This window comes from Providencia sp. PROV048, assembly GCF_033688165.1.
Classification (GTDB): Bacteria; Pseudomonadota; Gammaproteobacteria; order Enterobacterales; family Enterobacteriaceae; genus Providencia; species Providencia hangzhouensis.
Genome location: NZ_CP096360.1, coordinates 3,395,628 through 3,414,851 on the forward strand (window position 1 = coordinate 3,395,628; position 19,224 = coordinate 3,414,851).

Annotated in this window: 20 protein-coding genes; 7 read left to right on the plus strand and 13 right to left on the minus strand. The window is 45.0% G+C overall.

Annotation, left to right across the window (positions count from 1 at the left end; translation table 11 throughout):
* Positions 1–116 precede the first annotated feature (116 nt).
* Positions 117–1,013 carry an AraC family transcriptional regulator gene (locus M1F26_RS15025; protein ID WP_140171550.1) on the minus strand — a complete coding sequence of 299 codons (897 nt, stop codon included), beginning with the start codon at positions 1,011–1,013 and terminating at the stop codon, positions 117–119.
* Between the two features lie 414 nt (positions 1,014–1,427).
* On the opposite strand from M1F26_RS15025, the gene M1F26_RS15030 reads away from it, so the two are divergent.
* Genes M1F26_RS15030 through ureG form a run of 7 tightly spaced genes read left to right on the plus strand, consistent with a single transcriptional unit; the run spans position 1,428 to position 6,444 of the window.
* A complete protein-coding gene (locus M1F26_RS15030; RefSeq protein WP_318837586.1) occupies positions 1,428–2,264 on the plus strand; it encodes an urease accessory protein UreD in 837 nt (278 codons plus the stop codon).
* Between the two features lie 20 nt (positions 2,265–2,284).
* Complete coding sequence (locus tag M1F26_RS15035) at positions 2,285–2,587, plus strand: urease subunit gamma (RefSeq protein WP_004908484.1); 303 nt, start codon at positions 2,285–2,287, stop codon at positions 2,585–2,587.
* An 8-nt stretch (positions 2,588–2,595) separates the two neighbouring features.
* Positions 2,596–2,919, plus strand: a complete 324-nt coding sequence (locus tag M1F26_RS15040) for an urease subunit beta (RefSeq protein WP_102137870.1) — start codon at positions 2,596–2,598, stop codon at positions 2,917–2,919.
* A 2-nt stretch (positions 2,920–2,921) separates the two neighbouring features.
* The gene (gene ureC, locus M1F26_RS15045) at positions 2,922–4,625 is read left to right on the plus strand and encodes an urease subunit alpha (protein WP_140171548.1); all 1,704 of its coding nucleotides are present in this window, start codon (positions 2,922–2,924) and stop codon (positions 4,623–4,625) included.
* Between the two features lie 22 nt (positions 4,626–4,647).
* Positions 4,648–5,130 carry an urease accessory protein UreE gene (gene ureE / locus M1F26_RS15050; RefSeq protein ID WP_140171547.1) on the plus strand — a complete coding sequence of 161 codons (483 nt, stop codon included), beginning with the start codon at positions 4,648–4,650 and terminating at the stop codon, positions 5,128–5,130.
* A 21-nt stretch (positions 5,131–5,151) separates the two neighbouring features.
* Complete coding sequence (locus tag M1F26_RS15055; RefSeq protein WP_140171546.1) at positions 5,152–5,817, plus strand: urease accessory protein UreF; 666 nt, start codon at positions 5,152–5,154, stop codon at positions 5,815–5,817.
* Positions 5,818–5,826: 9 nt separating this feature from the next.
* Positions 5,827–6,444 carry an urease accessory protein UreG gene (gene ureG, locus M1F26_RS15060; RefSeq protein ID WP_004908472.1) on the plus strand — a complete coding sequence of 206 codons (618 nt, stop codon included), beginning with the start codon at positions 5,827–5,829 and terminating at the stop codon, positions 6,442–6,444.
* Between the two features lie 44 nt (positions 6,445–6,488).
* Here the strand turns inward: ureG and hypE are convergent, their stop codons facing one another.
* The 12 genes from hypE to hypF form a co-directional block, all read right to left on the minus strand.
* Complete coding sequence (hypE, locus tag M1F26_RS15065) at positions 6,489–7,505, minus strand: hydrogenase expression/formation protein HypE (RefSeq protein ID WP_140171545.1); 1,017 nt, start codon at positions 7,503–7,505, stop codon at positions 6,489–6,491.
* Entirely contained in the window at positions 7,506–8,618 is a 1,113-nt protein-coding gene (gene hypD / locus M1F26_RS15070; protein ID WP_140171544.1) for a hydrogenase formation protein HypD, read from the minus strand.
* Positions 8,602–8,898 (minus strand): hydrogenase maturation factor HybG, encoded by a 297-nt coding sequence (gene hybG / locus M1F26_RS15075; RefSeq protein WP_125890717.1) that lies wholly within the window; start codon positions 8,896–8,898, stop codon positions 8,602–8,604. The genes hypD and hybG overlap by 17 nt, the downstream gene beginning before the upstream one ends.
* Entirely contained in the window at positions 8,889–9,935 is a 1,047-nt protein-coding gene (hypB, locus tag M1F26_RS15080; protein ID WP_140171543.1) for a hydrogenase nickel incorporation protein HypB, read from the minus strand. The genes hybG and hypB overlap by 10 nt, the downstream gene beginning before the upstream one ends.
* 90 nt (positions 9,936–10,025) lie before the next feature.
* Positions 10,026–10,367 carry a hydrogenase maturation nickel metallochaperone HypA gene (gene hypA, locus M1F26_RS15085; RefSeq protein WP_102137877.1) on the minus strand — a complete coding sequence of 114 codons (342 nt, stop codon included), beginning with the start codon at positions 10,365–10,367 and terminating at the stop codon, positions 10,026–10,028.
* Complete coding sequence (gene hybE / locus M1F26_RS15090; protein ID WP_140171542.1) at positions 10,360–10,851, minus strand: hydrogenase-2 assembly chaperone; 492 nt, start codon at positions 10,849–10,851, stop codon at positions 10,360–10,362. Before hybE ends, hypA begins: the two co-directional genes overlap by 8 nt.
* Positions 10,841–11,338, minus strand: a complete 498-nt coding sequence (locus tag M1F26_RS15095; protein ID WP_140171541.1) for a HyaD/HybD family hydrogenase maturation endopeptidase — start codon at positions 11,336–11,338, stop codon at positions 10,841–10,843. Before M1F26_RS15095 ends, hybE begins: the two co-directional genes overlap by 11 nt.
* Positions 11,338–13,041, minus strand: coding sequence for a hydrogenase 2 large subunit (gene hybC / locus M1F26_RS15100; protein ID WP_140171540.1), 1,704 nt, complete (start codon positions 13,039–13,041; stop codon positions 11,338–11,340). Before hybC ends, M1F26_RS15095 begins: the two co-directional genes overlap by 1 nt.
* Positions 13,038–14,225, minus strand: coding sequence for a Ni/Fe-hydrogenase cytochrome b subunit (gene hybB / locus M1F26_RS15105; protein ID WP_140171539.1), 1,188 nt, complete (start codon positions 14,223–14,225; stop codon positions 13,038–13,040). Before hybB ends, hybC begins: the two co-directional genes overlap by 4 nt.
* Complete coding sequence (hybA, locus tag M1F26_RS15110) at positions 14,209–15,195, minus strand: hydrogenase 2 operon protein HybA (protein ID WP_140171538.1); 987 nt, start codon at positions 15,193–15,195, stop codon at positions 14,209–14,211. The genes hybB and hybA overlap by 17 nt, the downstream gene beginning before the upstream one ends.
* 2 nt (positions 15,196–15,197) lie before the next feature.
* On the minus strand, positions 15,198–16,316 hold the full coding sequence (gene hybO, locus M1F26_RS15115) for a hydrogenase 2 small subunit (protein WP_125890382.1): 1,119 nt from the start codon (positions 16,314–16,316) through the stop codon (positions 15,198–15,200).
* A gap of 606 nt (positions 16,317–16,922) precedes the next feature.
* Positions 16,923–19,199 carry a carbamoyltransferase HypF gene (hypF, locus tag M1F26_RS15120; RefSeq protein ID WP_140171537.1) on the minus strand — a complete coding sequence of 759 codons (2,277 nt, stop codon included), beginning with the start codon at positions 19,197–19,199 and terminating at the stop codon, positions 16,923–16,925.
* Positions 19,200–19,224: the final 25 nt, after the last annotated feature.

Genomic DNA, 19,224 nt, shown 5'->3' on the forward strand with positions numbered 1-19,224 from the left:
TAAGGTAGCAAATATGAGTTATATTAAATTTAACGTCCTGATTGCTAGGCGCTACATCAATAGAACAGCGAATTTATTCGAGAAACCGTCAAAATTAAGTCGTTATGTGACTTACCTTAACAACTCTCATCAATTTCTTTTTCAAATTCAATTGGATTAGAGTGCAAGGACAAATTGGTAATAAAATTCGGGTCGTTCGACTGCCTTGATTGCAACCGAAATTGAGAAGGCGTCAAATTATATTTTCGCTTAAAGACATCACAAAAATAAGCATTGCTTCCAAAACCGCAGCGGTGACTAATTTGAAAAACAGAATAATTTGAAAAGGTTAAAAAATTCAGCGCCATTCCCATTCGCACATCGAGTAGTAATTGGCGAAAAGACACCCCTTCACGGCTCAAATGACGGCGTAAAGTGGATGGCGTGGTAAATAACGCTTTCGCGACATCCTCTAAGTGCCATTTTTTTTGCGGTTCTTGAGTGATCAGATGGGTAATCGCTTGATTTTTCGGCTCATCATAATTGAAGCGAAAAAGATTTAGAATATCGATACCATCTTGATATATCGCCATTAAAATAAAATATAGGCTCTGTCTCATTAGCAATGCTTCTTGGGACTCACTCTGTTTTTTTAATGGTAAGCATTGTTTTAATAAACTAAAGTTATCTCTCACGGTTTCTGGGGGAGACACATGGTAAATGGGTTGGTGGCTAGTCAGAGGTGCAGCCGACTTCATTAAGGTCTTCAGTAATAAAAATACCGGTTGTAATTCATCTGCCGACATCGACAATGTGTGCAATTCAAGCGGCTGCTTCACGGTATTACACACAACATTGCAAGAAACTTGACTATATTTAGGAATAATTAAGGTGACATCGCTTTCAATTTCAATGGATTGACCGTTGATCACAACATTTCCTTTCGCGCCCGTCAGCATGGCTATCATCGCATTTTCAATATAAAACGCTTTTAACACCATTTGGCTTTCCGAAAGAAAAAATTTATATTCCATAATCTCTATAAACTGCCGTTAATGTCAGAATGACTTCCCAAGAAAAGGGATTGTTGAATCGATATAAAGTCACGTCGTAAAACATCTCAACCCCATATCAGTGCGGCTGTGAATATAGTCCTGTTACGCTGAAATCGCAATATAGATATACGCTCATTTTTTACTGTTATTTTGATGGTTGTTATATTTTCTAAATAAAATGCTGTTTAATTGAAAGGCAATTTTCGATATAAGGTGTAGAATCGCGCGGCAGACACATGCAGCCGATAACGCTGCATAATAATAATGATTTTGGTATTCACTCACACCCTACCCTACTTGCATTAGCTTTTACATCATAAGTACCCAATTTTTGTTAGGGGTATAGCTAAACATGTTCGCGTATTTTTAGTTGACTAAGTTGCAGGAGAAAGTATGTCTGATTTTTCAGGATCAGGCTGGTTAGCTGAAATCTTTTTACGATATGAACTAAAACGTGGCGTCACCCGCTTAACGGATAAACAACATATCGGCCCTTTAATGGTTCAGCGGTCATTCTACCCCGAGCAAGGTATTGCACACACGTATTTACTTCATCCACCCGGTGGCGTTGTCGGGGGGGATAAACTTCTTATCAATATTGATGTTCAACCACATGCCCATGCGTTATTAACCACGCCTGGAGCAACAAAATTTTATCGCAGTGCGGGCGGTGTTGCGCGGCAAGTACAAACCTTAACGGTGGCACCTAATGGGTTCTTAGAATGGTTGCCTCAAGAAAACATTTTTTTCCCTGAGGCGCAAGTTCACATAGAGACCCATGTGCGGATCACCAGTTCATCAAAATTTATCGGCTGGGAAATCCAGTGTTTAGGCCGCCCGGTATTAAACGAACAATTCGACAACGGCAATATTCGGGGGCGCTTGCAATTTTATATTGATGACAAGCTCACCTTGGCGGAATCTATCTTTATCAATGGTTCTCAAAAACAATCGGCCGTCATGCGTGAGTTTCCCATGTTCGGCTCTTTATATATCTACCCCGCCAGCGATGAATTGAAAGCTGAACTTCAAGATAGCTTAGCCTGTTTTTTCTCTACCGATGTTAGGCCGCTTGAGTATGGGCTAACTAATGTGGACGGTATTTTAGTTTTGCGGCTATTAGGCTCTCAAACCGAGCCAATAATGGCCTGTTTTGCCCATATTTGGCAGGCAACAAGACAATACTGGTTAGGTTATTGTCCTGAGCCACCGCGTATTTGGGTAACGTAAACGTTTTTTAGGAGCAAAAAATGGAATTAACCCCAAGAGAAAAAGACAAATTATTACTTTTTACGGCAGGCCTCGTCGCAGAAAGACGCTTAGCGCGTGGATTAAAGCTCAATTACCCTGAGGCCGTCGCGCTAATCAGTTGTGCGATTATGGAAGGCGCCCGTGATGGTAAAACGGTTGCCCAGTTAATGAGCGAAGGTCGAACCGTGTTAACCGCAGAGCAGGTCATGGAGGGGGTGCCAGAAATGATCAAAGACATCCAAGTGGAATGTACATTTCCTGATGGCACAAAGTTGGTTTCTATCCACGACCCAATTGTATAGGTGGCAACATGATCCCCGGTGAAATTAAAGTCAATCAAGCTTTAGGCGACATCGAACTCAATGCAGGTCGAGAAACCCAAATAATCCTCGTTGCAAATACAGGCGATCGCCCGATACAAATTGGCTCTCACTACCATTTTTACGAAGCAAACGAAGCGCTAAAATTTGCACGTGAAGGCACGCTTGGGTTTCGTTTAAACATCCCAGCTGGAATGGCTGTTCGTTTTGAGCCCGGACAGAGTCGCACTGTTGAGTTAGTCGCATTTAGCGGTAAAAGAGAAATTTACGGTTTCCATGGCAAGATCATGGGAAAATTAGAGAGTGAGAAATAACCATGAAAACCATCTCACGGCAAGCCTATGCGGATATGTTTGGCCCAACAACGGGTGACCGCTTACGCTTAGCAGATACAGAATTATTTTTAGAAATTGAAAAAGATTTCACGACTTACGGTGAAGAGGTCAAGTTTGGTGGCGGTAAGGTCATTCGTGACGGTATGGGGCAAAGCCAAGTGACCAGCGACCAATGCGTTGATGTGATAATCACCAACGCCATTATTCTCGACCATTGGGGCATTGTTAAAGCCGATATTGGCATTAAAAATGGCCGCATTGCGGGGATTGGTAAAGCCGGCAACCCTGACGTGCAACCGAATGTTGATATCGTGATTGGCCCCGGTACTGAAGTCGTTGCAGGCGAAGGTAAAATTATCACCGCGGGTGGTGTTGATACCCATATTCACTTTATTTGCCCACAACAAGCTGAAGAAGGCTTAGTGTCTGGCGTCACCACCTTTATTGGTGGAGGAACCGGCCCTGTCGCAGGCACCAATGCCACGACCGTCACGCCGGGTATTTGGAATATGTACCGCATGTTACAAGCCGTGGACGAACTGCCGATTAATGTCGGTTTGTTTGGCAAAGGCTGCGTGAGTAAACCCGAGGCTATCCGCGAACAAATTGAAGCGGGAGCTATCGGCTTGAAAATCCACGAAGACTGGGGGGCGACCCCGATGGCCATCCATAACTGCTTGAATGTAGCTGATGAAATGGATGTCCAAGTCGCTATCCACTCAGATACATTAAACGAAGGTGGCTTTTATGAAGAAACTGTAAAAGCTATCGCGGGGCGTGTCATTCACGTGTTCCATACGGAAGGTGCTGGTGGCGGCCATGCCCCTGATGTGATCAAATCGGTGGCCGAGCCCAATATTCTGCCTGCGTCAACTAACCCAACCATGCCATACACCATTAATACCGTTGATGAGCATTTGGATATGTTGATGGTTTGCCACCACTTAGACCCATCTATTCCTGAAGATGTGGCTTTTGCTGAGTCCCGTATTCGCCGTGAAACCATCGCCGCTGAAGATATTTTGCATGATATGGGCGCCATTTCAGTCATGTCTTCGGACTCACAAGCCATGGGGCGTGTTGGTGAAGTAATTACTCGTACTTGGCAATGCGCACATAAAATGAAATTACAGCGCGGAACCTTAGAAGGCGATACACCAGAGAACGATAATAACCGCATCAAACGCTATGTGGCGAAATACACTATTAACCCCGCTATCGCCCACGGCATTGCCCATGAGGTTGGGTCGATTGGAAAAGGAAAACTCGCGGATATCGTCTTGTGGGATCCCGCCTTTTTTGGCATTAAGCCTGCCTTGATCATGAAAGGTGGCATGGTCGCTTATGCCCCTATGGGGGATATCAACGCAGCGATCCCAACGCCTCAACCCGTGCACTACCGTCCAATGTTTGGCGCATTGGGTAAAGCCAAATACCAAACATCGATGATTTTTATGTCGAAAGCGGGTATTGATGCCGGCGTTCCTGAAAAACTCGGTTTACAGAGCAAAATTGGTCGTGTGGAAGGCTGCCGAAATATTAGTAAGGCATCCATGATCCACAATAGTTATGTGCCACATATTGAGCTGGATCCGCAGACTTACATCGTAAAAGCCGATGGTATTCCATTAGTTTGTGAACCTGCGATTGAGCTGCCAATGGCACAGCGTTACTTTTTATTCTGACCCCCGACGAAAGAGCCAGAACATGAAAAAATTCATTAAAATTATAGATAGCCACCAAGCATCGCACACCGAGTTATCCTTGTGTTTAACTATGGATGAGCGCACAAAGAGCCGCTTAAAAGTCACCTTAAGCGACGGTCAAGAAGCAGGGTTGTTTCTGCCACGTGGTACCGTGCTTAAAGAAGGCGATATTTTAGCCACTGAAGACGGTGAGTTAGTCACCATCGAAGCGGCAAAAGAGCAAGTATCAACCGTTTATAGCGATGACCCACTGCTGTTAGCGCGTGTTTGTTATCACTTAGGTAACCGTCACGTTCCACTGCAAATCGAAGCCGGCTGGTGTCGTTACTTCCATGACCATGTCTTAGATGATATGGCACGAGGGCTTGGCGCGACCGTCAGTGTGGGTTTGGAAAAATACCAACCAGAACCGGGGGCTTATGGTGGTTCATCCGGTGGGCATCACCACCATCATCACGATCATGATGACCATCATCACCATTAATTATATTTGGGAAGTTTATCCATGTTAGCGGATTTGCGTTTATATCAATTAGTCAGCCCGTCTTTGCCTGTTGGGTCATTTACCTATTCCCAAGGCTTAGAGTGGGCCATTGAAAAAGGCTGGGTAACCACGCCTGAAACGCTAGCAAGCTGGTTAACAGCGCAAATGACCCATGCGATTGCGACATTGGAACTCCCTGTTTTACGGCAAATTCACGCCCACTTATTAAGTGCCGATATGGAAAAAGTTACCTATTGGTGTGAATTTATCATTGCCAGCCGTGAAACCAAGGAACTGCGGTTAGAGGAGCGCCAACGTGGTATTGCTTTTGCCCGCTTACTGCCTCAACTGGGTATCGAACTTGATACAACCACATTGACCTGCGTTAAACAAACGCAGCTTATGGCGTTTGCCCTTGCCGCAGTCAATTGGAATATTGATATCGACAAACTCTGTAACGCCTATGCATGGGGCTGGCTGGAAAACACCGTGATGTCCGGTGTTAAACTCATTCCACTCGGCCAAAGTGCGGGGCAACACATTTTGTTCACTCTAACCGAGCGCATTCCTACCATTGTCTCGCAATCGGCCACATGGCCTTTAGAAGATATCGGCAGTTTTACACCTGCACAAATTATTGCCAGTAGTCGGCATGAAACCCAATACACACGACTTTTTCGTTCATGAGAAAATGCTATGCAAGAATATAATCAACCCTTAAGAATTGGTGTCGGTGGGCCGGTCGGCTCAGGAAAAACCGCATTATTAGAAGTGTTATGTAAAGCCATGCGCGACACTTACCAAATAGCGGTTGTCACCAATGATATTTATACCCAAGAAGATGCCAAAATTTTAACCCGTGCCGAAGCATTAGATGCAGACCGCATTATTGGTGTTGAAACTGGCGGCTGCCCTCACACAGCTATTCGTGAAGATGCATCAATGAACTTAGCCGCAGTTGAAGAGCTCGCCATGCGCCATAAAAACCTCGACATCGTATTCGTGGAAAGCGGCGGCGATAACCTGAGCGCGACCTTTAGCCCAGAGCTGGCTGACTTAACCATTTATGTGATTGATGTAGCTGAAGGCGAAAAAATCCCACGTAAAGGCGGCCCGGGGATCACTCATTCCGATTTATTGGTGATTAACAAAATTGACCTTGCACCCTATGTCGGCGCCTCATTAGAAGTGATGGAAGCCGATACCGCAAGAATGCGCCCAGTAAAGCCCTATGTGTTTACTAACTTAAAGAAAAAAGTCGGCTTAGAAACCATTATCGAGTTTATTATCGATAAAGGTATGTTAAGACGTTAATAGATTTGAACGCCCTATAGGTTTTATCTATAGGGCATTTTCAATTAACAAATACGGGGTAAAGGCTCACTGTGGGGTAAATCTAATAACCTTGATGTACCGAAGATCCCAACCAATTTGACTTGTTTTTGCTCAGTCACACAACCAATCGTGGCTGCATCTTTCCCTAATGGGTGTTGGTGTAGTGCAGCAATCACCGCACTTTCCGCTTCAGGTTTCACCACAATCACTAATTTGCCTTCATTAGCAAAGTTTAACGGCTCTAAACCTAATAGTTCGCACACGCCCCTAACTGCTGAAGAGACAGGTAAATCCCCCTCATTTATCGCTATCCCGCAGCCACTTGCCTGCGCAAACTCATGTAAAATAGCCGTCACGCCCCCTCGGGTCGCATCACGTAAAGCACGAACACCGTTGATTTCCCGTAATGGTGCGATCAGCGGCGTTAATACGGCACAATCACTGCTTAACTCAGCTTCTAAACCCAACTGTTCGCGTAGATTTAAAATAGTCGCGCCGTGATCACCCAATGTGCCACTGACGATCACTTTATCGCCCGCTTCAATTTGCTGGGCTCCCCATTGAATATCCGTTGAGATCACGCCAATACCTGCTGTATTGATAAACACTTTATCGGCTGCGCCACGCTGTACCACTTTGGTATCACCCGTCACAATGTCGACACCAGCAGCCTTTGCCGTTGCCGCCATCGACTCGACAATCGTTTGTAATTCAGACAGCGGAAAACCTTCTTCCAAAATAAAACCGCAGGACAAATATTTTGGAATAGCCCCACTGACGGCGACATCATTGACCGTGCCGCACACAGCAAGTTTCCCAATATTACCACCCGGGAAAAAAATCGGGTCGATGACATAACTGTCGGTACTGAATGCTAAGCGGTCGCCCAATGCGGTCATTTCAGCCAGTGCTAGCCGAGCTTGGTCTTCCCGCTCATTCAACGCTGGGTTAGCAAATGCTTGCAAGAACAACTGTTCAATCAATTGCTGCATGGCCTGCCCACCACTACCATGTGCCATCGTCACCACATGATTACTCATTTATACCTCCCGACGATACTGGTAATAAGCTGCACAGGCGCCTTCAGAAGAAACCATTAGTGCGCCAAAAGCCGTTTGTGGCGTACAACGGCGCCCAAACAACGTACATTCGTTCGGTTTACAGCGCCCGGTTAACACCTCTCCACAACGTGATTGCGGGTCATCCGCCACTTTATGGGGTTGTACCTGAAAACGTCTCTCTGCATCAAAAAACTGATAGTCTTCAGTTAATTGAACCCCTGAACCTGCTATTTCCCCCAGCCCGCGCCATTCACTGGTTTGTTTAAGTTCAAAAACTTCCTCTAACGCCTTCAGTGCCAATACGTTACCGTTATCGGCCACAACACGCTTATATTGGTTTTCTACCTCACAACGGCCATCGGCGATTTGGTCAACTAACATGGCTAATGACTGCAAAATATCTAGGGGTTCGAACCCTGTGACCACCAGCGGTTTATAGAAATCATCCGTAATAAATTGATAAGGATGGGCACCAATCACCATACTGACGTGCCCCGGCGCTAAAAAGCCGTCAATGCGGACATCCGGCTGTTCTAGTAAGCTTTTTAACGTTGGGATAATGGTAATGTGTTGGCAAAACACCGTGAAATTATTTAGCTGGCGGCGTTTCGCTTGCTGCAAGGTGATTGCCGTGCTTGGCATGGTGGTTTCAAAGCCTAAACCAAAGAAAACCACTTGCCGATGAGGATGCTGCTCTGCTAATGCCAAGGCATCTAGCGGTGAATAAACGATGCGGACATCCGCTCCATTACGCTTGGCGTCAAGTAAAGAGCCCTTTTCCCCCGGCACACGCATTGCATCGCCATAAGTACAAAAGATAACCTCAGGGTGCTGTGCAATTTCAATACAGCCATCAATTCGCCCCATTGGCAAAACGCACACAGGGCAACCGGGCCCATGAACAAATTCAATTTCGGCGGGTAATAACTGGTCAATACCAAATTTAAAAATCGCGTGGGTATGGCCTCCACACACTTCCATGAGTTGTAATGGGCGCCGTTTTGCTTGGGGTATTTCATTCACCCGTTGATGAATATGCGCCAATAGCGTTTTTGCAAGAACAGGGTCGCGAAATTCATCGACGTACTGCATCTGTTGCTCCTGCATTTAAACCACTAAAATCGCTAACTTCGTGGTCTAGCTGACTCATCGCGGTTAACGCATCCAAGGTGGATTGCGCTTCTTCTTCATTGATGATGCTCATGGCAAACCCGACGTGTACCAATACCCATTGCCCTAATAAATCAGCGGTTTCCCCCTCACAAATTAAGCCAATATTCACATCGCGTTTTACACCACAAACATCCACTTGAGCGAGTTGGTGAATGTCTTCACCAACGGCAACTATTTTGCCCGGAATACCTAAGCACATAGCTGTGTCTCCAACCATGCCAGCCAAGCATCCATCCCTTCGCCACGTGTCGCAGACACTTGGATAACTTGGATATTGGGATTCACCTGTTTGGCATTGGCGATACACGCATCGACATCAAAATGTAGATAAGGCAATAAATCAATTTTATTCAGCAACATGATATCTGCTGCCGCAAACATATGCGGGTATTTGAGGGGTTTATCTTCCCCTTCCGTGACCGACAGCACCGCCACTTTATGGCGCTCGCCCAAATCAAAGCTAGCAGGGCACACAAGATTTCCCACATTTTCAATAAATAACAAGCTGTTATCTGCTAACTCTAAACGTGCTGTTGCATCGTGCACCATTTGTGCATCTAGGTGGCAGCCTTTTCCTGTATTCACTTGAATCGCAGGCACACCCGTTTCGCGGATCCGCTGTGCATCATTGGTGGTTTGTTGGTCACCTTCAATCACTGCGCAATTGATTTTGTCACGCAGCCTTAACAGCGTTTCCGTTAATAAGGTGGTTTTTCCCGAACCCGGGCTAGAAACGAGATTTAGCGCTAAAATATTCTTCTGGTTAAAATCGTCACGGTTATGCTCTGCCAGATGGTTATTTTTATCTAACACATCCATCTCAATTTGTAGCATGCGTTTCTGGCTGATCCCCGGTGCATGTGTACCTGCTTCACCGTGGCCATAATCAAGGTCATGGTGCTCTCCAGCCGGTTTAAAACTTGTCTCGGCCGTTTGATAAATGTGTTTATGTTTGTGCTTATGTTTGTGTTTATGCTTTTTAGACTTGCTTTCAGCAGGTGCGGGCTCATATTGGTGATAATGGTTGTGGACATCACCTTGATGATAGTAATGGTGATGAATAATCACGGTTTGCCCATGAGGTTCATGATCATGATGATGGTCGTGATCATGGCCGTGATGGTGGTCATGGTCGTGATGATGATCGTGACCGTGATGGTGGTCGTGAGCATGGCCGTGATGGTCATCACCCTCGATTTTGCGCTCTCCCGATGCACATCCACAAGTACTGCACATAAGTTTCACTCCCAACAGCTAAATTGTTAAATTAGGTTAATACATAATCCATAGGGTCTGGTTGATACACCTCAAGCTCACCTCAAAAAGCTATTCCACTTCCAACTCTTTGATACGTAAACTCTCCCCACTTTCCACTTTCAGGTTCAACCCCTGACAGCATGGACAAACTGATTGATGGCTGTCTATTTCCACTATTTCACTGCAATCCCAACACCATGCTTGTGCGGGCTGGTAAATAATGTGAAGCTGGCAGCCTTCTGCAACCGTACCACGGCAAACGACGTCAAAACTGAAGCGAAAGGCACTCTCTTCGACACAAGAGAGCGCACCGATTTCAAGCCAAACAGCAGTGACTCGGTTAACTGCATTTTTTTTCGCCTGCTGTTCAATAATTTCTATCGTACTTTGGCATAACGAAACCTCATGCATCCTGCCCCCTTAAGTGGCGGGTAAACAATGCTCTGCGTTCAGGTGCTTGAGGAATATTTGGGTCACTCACTGGAAGCGATAACAAAATTCGCTGACAATCATCCGCCAAGTGAATACCTTGCTTCGGTGTCATTTTCTTTTCTAATGGCGACATTAATGAGCAAGCAACATATTGAGTTAAACCGTCTAATTCACCCACGGTATACGTCATTTCACCATAGGGGAGGATTAACCCGACCTTGTCACCGACCATGCGACGAGGCCAATATTGTTCAGGCCCCGGTAGAATAATCGCACTGAGCATCCATGGCGTGATCACCACGCCCACCCATTGCCCGTCAAACAGTGAAAATTCACTGGCATGCACTGGCATCGTCGGATGCAAAAATGACAAATCATGCATCGATTGTTCAGCAACCCGCGTAAATGCGGCCTCCACCAGAGACCGAGGGTTAGTGTCATAACCTAAGATTTCATCCGGCATGCAAACTCTCTTCTTTTGCTATGATTTCCAAGCCTTCGCTTCGCAAAACCTCAATGACCTTTTGTAAAGCTGGCTCTAAAGCAGCCTGCCCAGTTACTGTTAAACCAATATGCGGTTCGAGGGATTCAGGCACGACGCCAACTAATGTTAGCTTCTGTGGGAATTCATCGGTTAAATGCAAAGCTGATAGCACATCTGATAAACCGAGTTGATGCGGAGAAATTTTACGCGTAAATAACGCAGGAACTTCGTCATCGCGTAAGACTAAAATCGAGCCAGCCTGCTGGCTCGATAACACGACGTCGGCAATAATTAAATGGTCTCTATCCGCCATTGGGCCAATCAATTCCATTCCTGCCGTTCCACCATCAAGTACTTCTACGCATTCAGGTAGATGATAGCGTTGTTCTAAAGCCTCAACGATGCGTACCCCAATTCCTTCATCGCTGAGCAGTATATTGCCAACACCTAAGACTAAAATACGCATTACAGCACCTTAACCTTAGTGACTTCGCCACCTTCAGGGTCAACAATGTGCACCGCACAAGACATACAAGGGTCAAATGAGTGAATGGTTCGCACCACTTCAAGGGGTTTAGCGGGGTCTGCTATAGGGGTTCCTACCAATGCTTGCTCATAAGGGCCTGGCTCATCATTAAAATTACGCGGACCTGAGTTCCAAGTGGATGGCACTACCGCTTGATAATTTTCAATTTTACCGTCTTTGATCACCACCCAGTGCGACAATAAACCGCGAGGAACTTCCCCAAAACCTACCCCTTTAATCGTGGCATTTTCAGGGAAATGTGGTTTCACAAAGGTGGTGTAATCGCCTTTTCCTATGTTATCGACCAGCGCTTGCCATTGAATAGACAGAGTTTCATTCAGCACACAGCAGCGAACACTGCGTCCGATAATTCGGCCCAATGTGGAATGCAGTTGATCCACACCAATCGTATTGCCCGTCAGTGTTTGGTACAGGTTTACCACATCATTAAAGTGTTTTTCTGTCGGTTCATGTTTTGCCGCTAATTTACACAACAAATCAGCGAGCGGCCCGACTTCAACGGTTTTATCATAGAAAGTTGGTGCTTTTACCCATGAATATTTACCGTCATCATCCCAACCGGTGTAATCCGGGTTCGTAGTACCTTCCCACGGTGCTTGTGGCTCATTTTCTTTGTACCATGCATGTTTGCTACTTTCTTTGATGCCGTTGATCAAATACTCATCTGTATGGCTAGTAATGGGGCGATAAGTACTAAAATCGCTGTTTTCCAAATAGCCACCCGGTAAGAGGAAACTTCCGTTTTTACCGTCCATTGGCATTTCAGGCATACACATGTAATGTTTCGCACCTTGACCGACTTCAAGCCATTCAGGGTAGCCTGCTGCAATCACCGCTGCGTCAATCTTATACACTTGCTCAATAAAATCCCCTAAACGGTCAATAAAGGATTTCACATACATCAAGCGTTCAAGGTTCAGAACCCCGACACCATCAAGGTTAATAGGGTTTGCCACACCACCAACTGCAAGGTTTTGAATATGGGGTGTTTTCCCCCCTAATAACGCCACGATACGGTTAGCATCTCGTTGACATTCGAGGGCTTGCAAATAGTGAGCGACGGCAATTAAGTTCACCTCCGGCGACAATTTCATCGCTGGGTGCCCCCAATACCCATTGGCAAAAATACCCAATTGCCCACTGGCAACCAATTTTTTAATTTTATCTTGAACTCGCGTGAATTCTTCTGGGCTATTCAATGGCCACGTCGAAACGCCTCTCAAAATTTCTGCCGCTTTATTTGGGTCTGCACTCAGCGCAGAGGTGATATCCACCCAATCTAACGCCGATAATTGATAAAAATGGACAATATGGTCTTGAATAGTATGCGCGGCTAAAATCATATTACGGATATACTGCGCATTCACTGGCACATCAATATTTAAGGCGCTCTCAATCGTGCGTACCGACACAATACCGTGCACTGTGGTACAAACCCCACAAATACGCTGCATGATCATCCATGCATCACGAGGGTCTTTTCCTTTGACTATCTCTTCCATACCACGCCACATCGTGCCTGAAGCCCAAGCCTTGGTGACTTTTCCATCTTCAATTTCACAATCAATGCGTAAGTGACCTTCGATACGAGTGACTGGGTCTATTGTTATACGTTGGCTCATGCTTTACCTCGGGCCTCTGAATGGCTCATCGTTGTTTTTTTCAATGCTGGAATAACAGGTAATAAGCGGATCAATAAGATATAAGCGCATACCTCTATTGCCACAAAACCTATTGAAATTAAAAGTTCTTCTGTTGTTGGGAAATAGTCGTATCCGCCCCCAGGGTTGAATGCAACGAGGGAATAGCTCATCCGCCACATGGCCGCCCCAATCAACATGCTTAAACCGCTTGCATATAACCACCGTGAATCATTTCTCAATGATGGCATGCGGAAAATAATCAATGGGAAAACCATTAATGCGGTTTCTATCCAGAACATCATGGCGTAGAAATCGGTATTGAAGATATGGTGCAACTTGCCCCGATAAATTAGTTCACCGAAACGGCAGACCAAGAACAGCACTAACAATACCTGCAAGATCCGAGTGATACGCACAAACAGTGGCCGTTCATCAGCGCCTTGCCCCCGCAACGCGGCTTGGAGCAATGACCCTTCGAAAATCACAATGGAAAAGCCCATAATGAATGCAGTCAGTAATGAGAGTAGTGGCAACATTTCATAACTTTGCCAAATAGGATGGACTTTATGCCCTGCTGAAATCATCAATGACCCCATTGATGATTGGTGCATCATTGGCAGTAATGCGCCAAGAGCAATAATAAAGAACATCGCTTTATTTAGACGTTTTAACGAAACCTTCCAACCAAAGCGCTCACACAGTGCGGGGGCAAATTCTAACGCCATCACCCCGATATAAATCGTCATACACACTGCGGTTTCGAACAGCACCGAATTGGTGTTAAAGAAACCGGGGATGTAAAAGTAAGGCAAGTTCCAGTAGCGGCCTACGTCAATAGTGATGGACAAACCACCGAGAGAGTAACCGAACAAGCTGGCTAATAATGCGGGGCGCACTAACGGATGATATTCACCGCGGTTAAATACGTACACCGCCCAAGCCAGTGCCCAACCGCCACAAGCAAAACCGGTACCAATTAGTAAGTCAAAAGCAATCCAAATCCCCCAAGGATAGCCACCATTTAGGTCAGAAACTGAGCCCAAACCGAAGACCAAGCGTTTAACAATCAAGATGACACAAATCAGCACCAATGGCCCAAAGACCATGATTGGCCAACTGACTAAACGCCCGCCTAGCGGCTGCTCTTTATGATGCGTCGTCATTTGAGTCATCTCCTTCGTGTTTATCATTTTTGGTATTGCGGTACACCAAGAAACTCAACCCTGCCAACGCTGCGAGCGGCAGTACCATGCCTTTATAAAGCGTGTGCTGCACATACTCAGAACGGGCTCCTGTGGACAACTGTTCTAACTCAGGCAGCCCAAGGTTTTGATAGGGTACACCTGAAAGAACAATAACTTGCGTGCCACCGCCTTCGAGCTCGCCATACACATGAGATTCGTATTTCGGCACTTTAATCACATTCGGGTCATTACTGTGCAAAGTTTGACGTGGATAACCGTACTCATCACCGACTTTGAGTGTTAGACGCTTTTTCGCTTCTGCGAGTAATTCTTCTCGCGTTCCGAAAATCACCGCGCCCGTTGGACAAACTTCAACACAACCGGGTAAGCCGCCTTTATCTAAACGTTCGACACCTTTTTGGTTACATAACTCGCATTTATGAATTGCGCCAAATTTGTCATCGTAGGCATATTTCGGAATATTAAAAGGACACGCCACCATGCAATAACGGCAGCCGGTACATACGCTGGCATCGTAATGAACAATGCCAGTTTTTGGGTCTTTCTTCAGGGCTTGAACAGGGCAAACCGACACACAGTTAGGGTCAACACAATGCATACATTGTTTTTTAATGTAGGCGTAACCGTCTTTTCCTTGGTCTTTATGAACGCCTGTTCCACTGCTCCAAACCTGAATAATATTGTTGGTATAAGGGGTGAGTTTGTCATTATTTGACCAAGTTTGTTCCCCGACCGGGTTACGTTCCGGATGGTTAATATCTTGGCATTTTGTCACGCATGCCTGACACCCAATACACAGGGTCGAGTCATATAGCATTCCCAAAGAATTGGGAATCGGCGGGCGGTTTTCTGGCCCCGCCAAACTGGGTGAACTTCCCGCAAGTAATGCTCCCCCAGCGGAAAGTTTAAGAAAATTTCGTCTATTCACGGTTATTCTCCCCGTGAGTCAGTATCTTGTTGGCGTTTTTGACGGCCTAGCTCACGTACCGCCATCACGCTGACTCCAGCCACTAACCCGACAACACCACCGATTAGCCCCACAGCCGTAGATGAAATTTGGCCACCTTCGCGGTTATTGACATCCGGTTTATCCGCCCGTGGTGTTGGGTTTTCCACACTCGCCAACTGATGGATCGCTTTGTGAAAGCCCACATTTTCTTCATTACAACCATAACAAGGGTGACCAATTGCCACAGGCCAGACACCGCCGACATCGCAGAATTGCAATGTTGAGCAGTTCCCGTAAGTTTCAGGCCCCTTACAACCTAAATGGTATAAACACCAACCTTCACGATGACCATCATCACCGAACTCTTTTGCGAAGCGGCCCGCATCAAAATGAGGACGACGCTCACAGTGTTCATGAATTAAACGACCGTACGCGAACATTGGGCGATTTTTACTATCCAGTTTTGGTGGGCGATTAAACGTAATTAAGTGCGCGACTGTCGCAAGGAAGTTATGTGGATTAGGTGGGCAACCAGGAATATTGATAACTGTTTTGTCTTTAATGACTTGATCTAAACCCACGGCTCCTGTTGGGTTATCACCTGCAGCAGCGACGCCCCCCCACGAAGCACAAGAACCAATCGCAATCACGGCCGCAGCGTTTTCAGCCACTTCGCGGATATGCTCAACAATCGGTTTACCTGCAACCATGCAGTAAATACCACCATCTTTCAATGGGATAGATCCATCAACAACTAAAACATATTTCCCTTTATACTTCTCCATCGCATTATGTTTATTTTGTTCAACTTGCTCACCAAAGGCGGCAGACAGCACCTCGTGGTATTCCAATGAAATGGTATCGAGAATTAAATTTTCCAAGGTCGGGTGGGTAGAACACAGTAAAGATTCCGTACACCCCGTACACTCTTGGGCACCAATCCAAATGACCGGTGGTCGTGCTGGGTCACTAATAGATTCAGCAATTTGGGCGGCAGCCTTCCCGCTTAACCCCATTGTTGCTGCCAGTGCTGTACATAACTTCATAAAATCACGGCGATTAATACCATGAGAAGAAATAATAGAGTTATCTCCTATCATTCTTTTTTCCTATTATTATGGGTGGCTTAGAACCTATTCATTAGGCAAATTCTGTTTATTATCTTAAGGTTATAGATACTACAAAGCCCTGTGTACAAATGATGCACACACCTTTGGCCTGTATTTGTCTATTTAAAAAAGTAAACAAAACCAAGTCTAATGAAATAAATTCTTATTTAATTAACCTGATGCATAAATATAAAATAAGATCCTATTCCTACCGCTCCTAAATCATTTGATCTTCATCAATAGGCAATAAGAAATTTTATTTTTTTTATATATTTGCTAGAAAAATCGATTCAGTAACCTGTGTTAAAACAAGAGGGAAAATATAAAAAAATAGATTTGATTTTCAATACTGCGTTATACATCACATCATTTAAAATAAAAAACCATTTATTTTTCATTATAATACTTAGATTCATTATCGTAATATAATTAATTAAGCAGAATAGGTGTATTAATAATAATCCAACTATTAATATAAAAACAAATATGTTAAATAAGAATCAATATCAAAAATACAATATAATCTATTAAAATGAAAAGCTGAAAAATAGGTAGATATACAATCCTATAAATATAATACTGCCCATCAGTAATAGATTAATTTTTCAACATCGCAGAAGCGATAGCGACTTGCCCCAATGATAGCCCACCATCTCCCATAGGAAATTGTTTTGCATATAACACATCGAACTCAGATAGGTTATTCACTAATAGTTCTCGCAATAGTTGGTTATGAATCACACCACCTGACAAAACAATTTTCTTAGTACCATATTGGTTCGCTGATTTCCTTGCTAGCTCAGTAAAACCTTCCGCTAACGCTACATGAAATGCATGTGCGCGTTGTGGTTTAGGCGCACAGTACGCCATCCATTGCTGCCAAAATGTATGTAAATCTAATTGTTGGCCAACTAACGGCATAGTGACCGGATGTACGCTCACGGGAGATTTCATTGCAATCGCTTCCAGTTGACAAGCGGCCTCCCCTTCCCAACTAGTTTGTGCCGTACAAATACCTAACGCCGCAGCAACCGCATCAAAAAGCCGCCCAGTAGATGAAGCCGTTGGGCTATTAATTCCTTTATCAATCGCCTTTTGTAAGCCTTGCCAAGGAAATGACATTAAATAAGCAACGCTCTCTTGCTTTTGCCACTGGGGGACAAATTGTAAACAATGCGCAAGGAAATTACGCCATGGCTGCCGAGAAGCTAATTCCCCTCCCGGCAGTGCAACTGGGGGCAAGCCTCCTAGGTATTGACTGGATTTATAATCCACTAGTAAGCATTCACCTCCCCATAGCCGGTGGTCATCACCATACCCCAAACCATCCAAAGCTAACCCAATGACTTTACTTCCATTTAGTGGTAAACCATGCTCAACCATTACCGCTGCGATATGCGCATGATGATGCTGCACTTTTATCAATGGGATTCGTAATTGCCGTGATAACGCCTCGCCATAGCGCGTACTCACATAATTAGGATGCATATCAGAAACTATAGCGGTTGGCGTAAAACGATAAATAGATTCAAATAATGCAATCGCAGACTGGTATTGTTCAAAAATATCCATGTCATCAAGGTCGCCTAGGTGTTGGCTCATTACTGCACTTTTGTCTCGCAATAAACAAAAGGTATTTTTAAGATCAGCCCCTAAAGCCAGTATTGGTGGGGAATTTTCAAACCCTTTAGGTAAATCAATCGAATCAGGGACATAGCCCCGCGCACGACGGAGCATTTCCGCTTGCCCATCATGATAACGCACCAGTGAGTCATCTGCACGTTGGACAATATCGCGGTTATGAGTGAGGAAAAAATCAGCAATATCCGTTAAATCAGCCAGAGCAGCTTGCTCACTCAATACAGGGGGCTTTCCTGATACATTTCCTGATGTCATCACTAATGGGCAATTAACTTGTGCCATCAATAGGTGTTGCAACGGATTAGACGGTAACATAACACCTATTTCCGCTAGCTTTGGCGCAATATATTGGCTTAATACATGATTTTTCCAATTTTTAATCAACACAATCGGTGCGGCAGGGCTTTTTAATAATGCACATAGGCCATCACTAAGCGGCATATTGTGCAACTCTAACCAATTCAGTGATGGAACCATTACCGCAAGTGGCTTAGTTGGGCGGCATTTACGTACGCGCAAAGCTTCTACCGTCTCATCATGACTCGCATCGCAAGCAAGGTGAAAGCCCCCAATCCCTTTAATAGCAACAATTTTCCCTGCCAATAACTGCTGAGCTGCCAAGACTAATGCGTTCTCTTTATTTGCAATCGTTTTTCCTGATGAGTCGCATAATTTAATTTCAGGGCCACACACCGCGCACGCATTCGGTTGTGCATGAAATCGTCTATCTGCTGGGGATTGATATTCCTCTAAACAATTAGGGCACAAAGGAAAATCGGCCATTGCGGTATTGGGTCTATCATAAGGCATATGACGAATAATAGTGAAACGGGGGCCGCAATGCGTACAGTTTGTAAACGGGTAATGAAAACGCCGATTTGATAGGGCAAAAAGCTCTTGTTGGCACGCATCACAAGTGGCAGCATCTGGAATTACTTGCGTGTCCATTTTACCTTCACCACTACGGCGAATAGTAAAAGTATCGGGTAATTTATCCCATTGAAAAGGTTGCGGTTCAATACTTTCTATATGGGCTAATGGCGGACAATGTTGGTACAATAACTGAGTAAATTCAGTGAGATCCGAACCAATACATAAACGCACTAGCACCCCTTCACCATCATTACAAACATCACCTAATAATTTGCATTGGTGGGCTAACTGCCAAATATAGGGGCGAAACCCCACACCTTGCACTTTCCCTTTGATGCGTAACTGTATACCACTTTTCACTGAGATATCCCCTTAGCACTGTGAG

What these genes read in the sequence shown, in the direction of transcription:
- M1F26_RS15025 (WP_140171550.1), bottom strand. Translation starts at nt 1,013, where the DNA reads ATGGAATATAAATTTTTTCTTTCGGAAAGCCAAATGGTGTTAAAAGCG.
- M1F26_RS15030 (WP_318837586.1), top strand. Translation starts at nt 1,428, where the DNA reads ATGTCTGATTTTTCAGGATCAGGCTGGTTAGCTGAAATCTTTTTACGA.
- M1F26_RS15035 (WP_004908484.1), top strand. Translation starts at nt 2,285, where the DNA reads ATGGAATTAACCCCAAGAGAAAAAGACAAATTATTACTTTTTACGGCA.
- M1F26_RS15040 (WP_102137870.1), top strand. Translation starts at nt 2,596, where the DNA reads ATGATCCCCGGTGAAATTAAAGTCAATCAAGCTTTAGGCGACATCGAA.
- ureC (WP_140171548.1), top strand. Translation starts at nt 2,922, where the DNA reads ATGAAAACCATCTCACGGCAAGCCTATGCGGATATGTTTGGCCCAACA.
- ureE (WP_140171547.1), top strand. Translation starts at nt 4,648, where the DNA reads ATGAAAAAATTCATTAAAATTATAGATAGCCACCAAGCATCGCACACC.
- M1F26_RS15055 (WP_140171546.1), top strand. Translation starts at nt 5,152, where the DNA reads ATGTTAGCGGATTTGCGTTTATATCAATTAGTCAGCCCGTCTTTGCCT.
- ureG (WP_004908472.1), top strand. Translation starts at nt 5,827, where the DNA reads ATGCAAGAATATAATCAACCCTTAAGAATTGGTGTCGGTGGGCCGGTC.
- hypE (WP_140171545.1), bottom strand. Translation starts at nt 7,505, where the DNA reads ATGAGTAATCATGTGGTGACGATGGCACATGGTAGTGGTGGGCAGGCC.
- hypD (WP_140171544.1), bottom strand. Translation starts at nt 8,618, where the DNA reads ATGCAGTACGTCGATGAATTTCGCGACCCTGTTCTTGCAAAAACGCTA.
- hybG (WP_125890717.1), bottom strand. Translation starts at nt 8,898, where the DNA reads ATGTGCTTAGGTATTCCGGGCAAAATAGTTGCCGTTGGTGAAGACATT.
- hypB (WP_140171543.1), bottom strand. Translation starts at nt 9,935, where the DNA reads ATGTGCAGTACTTGTGGATGTGCATCGGGAGAGCGCAAAATCGAGGGT.
- hypA (WP_102137877.1), bottom strand. Translation starts at nt 10,367, where the DNA reads ATGCATGAGGTTTCGTTATGCCAAAGTACGATAGAAATTATTGAACAG.
- hybE (WP_140171542.1), bottom strand. Translation starts at nt 10,851, where the DNA reads ATGCCGGATGAAATCTTAGGTTATGACACTAACCCTCGGTCTCTGGTG.
- M1F26_RS15095 (WP_140171541.1), bottom strand. Translation starts at nt 11,338, where the DNA reads ATGCGTATTTTAGTCTTAGGTGTTGGCAATATACTGCTCAGCGATGAA.
- hybC (WP_140171540.1), bottom strand. Translation starts at nt 13,041, where the DNA reads ATGAGCCAACGTATAACAATAGACCCAGTCACTCGTATCGAAGGTCAC.
- hybB (WP_140171539.1), bottom strand. Translation starts at nt 14,225, where the DNA reads ATGACGACGCATCATAAAGAGCAGCCGCTAGGCGGGCGTTTAGTCAGT.
- hybO (WP_125890382.1), bottom strand. Translation starts at nt 16,316, where the DNA reads ATGATAGGAGATAACTCTATTATTTCTTCTCATGGTATTAATCGCCGT.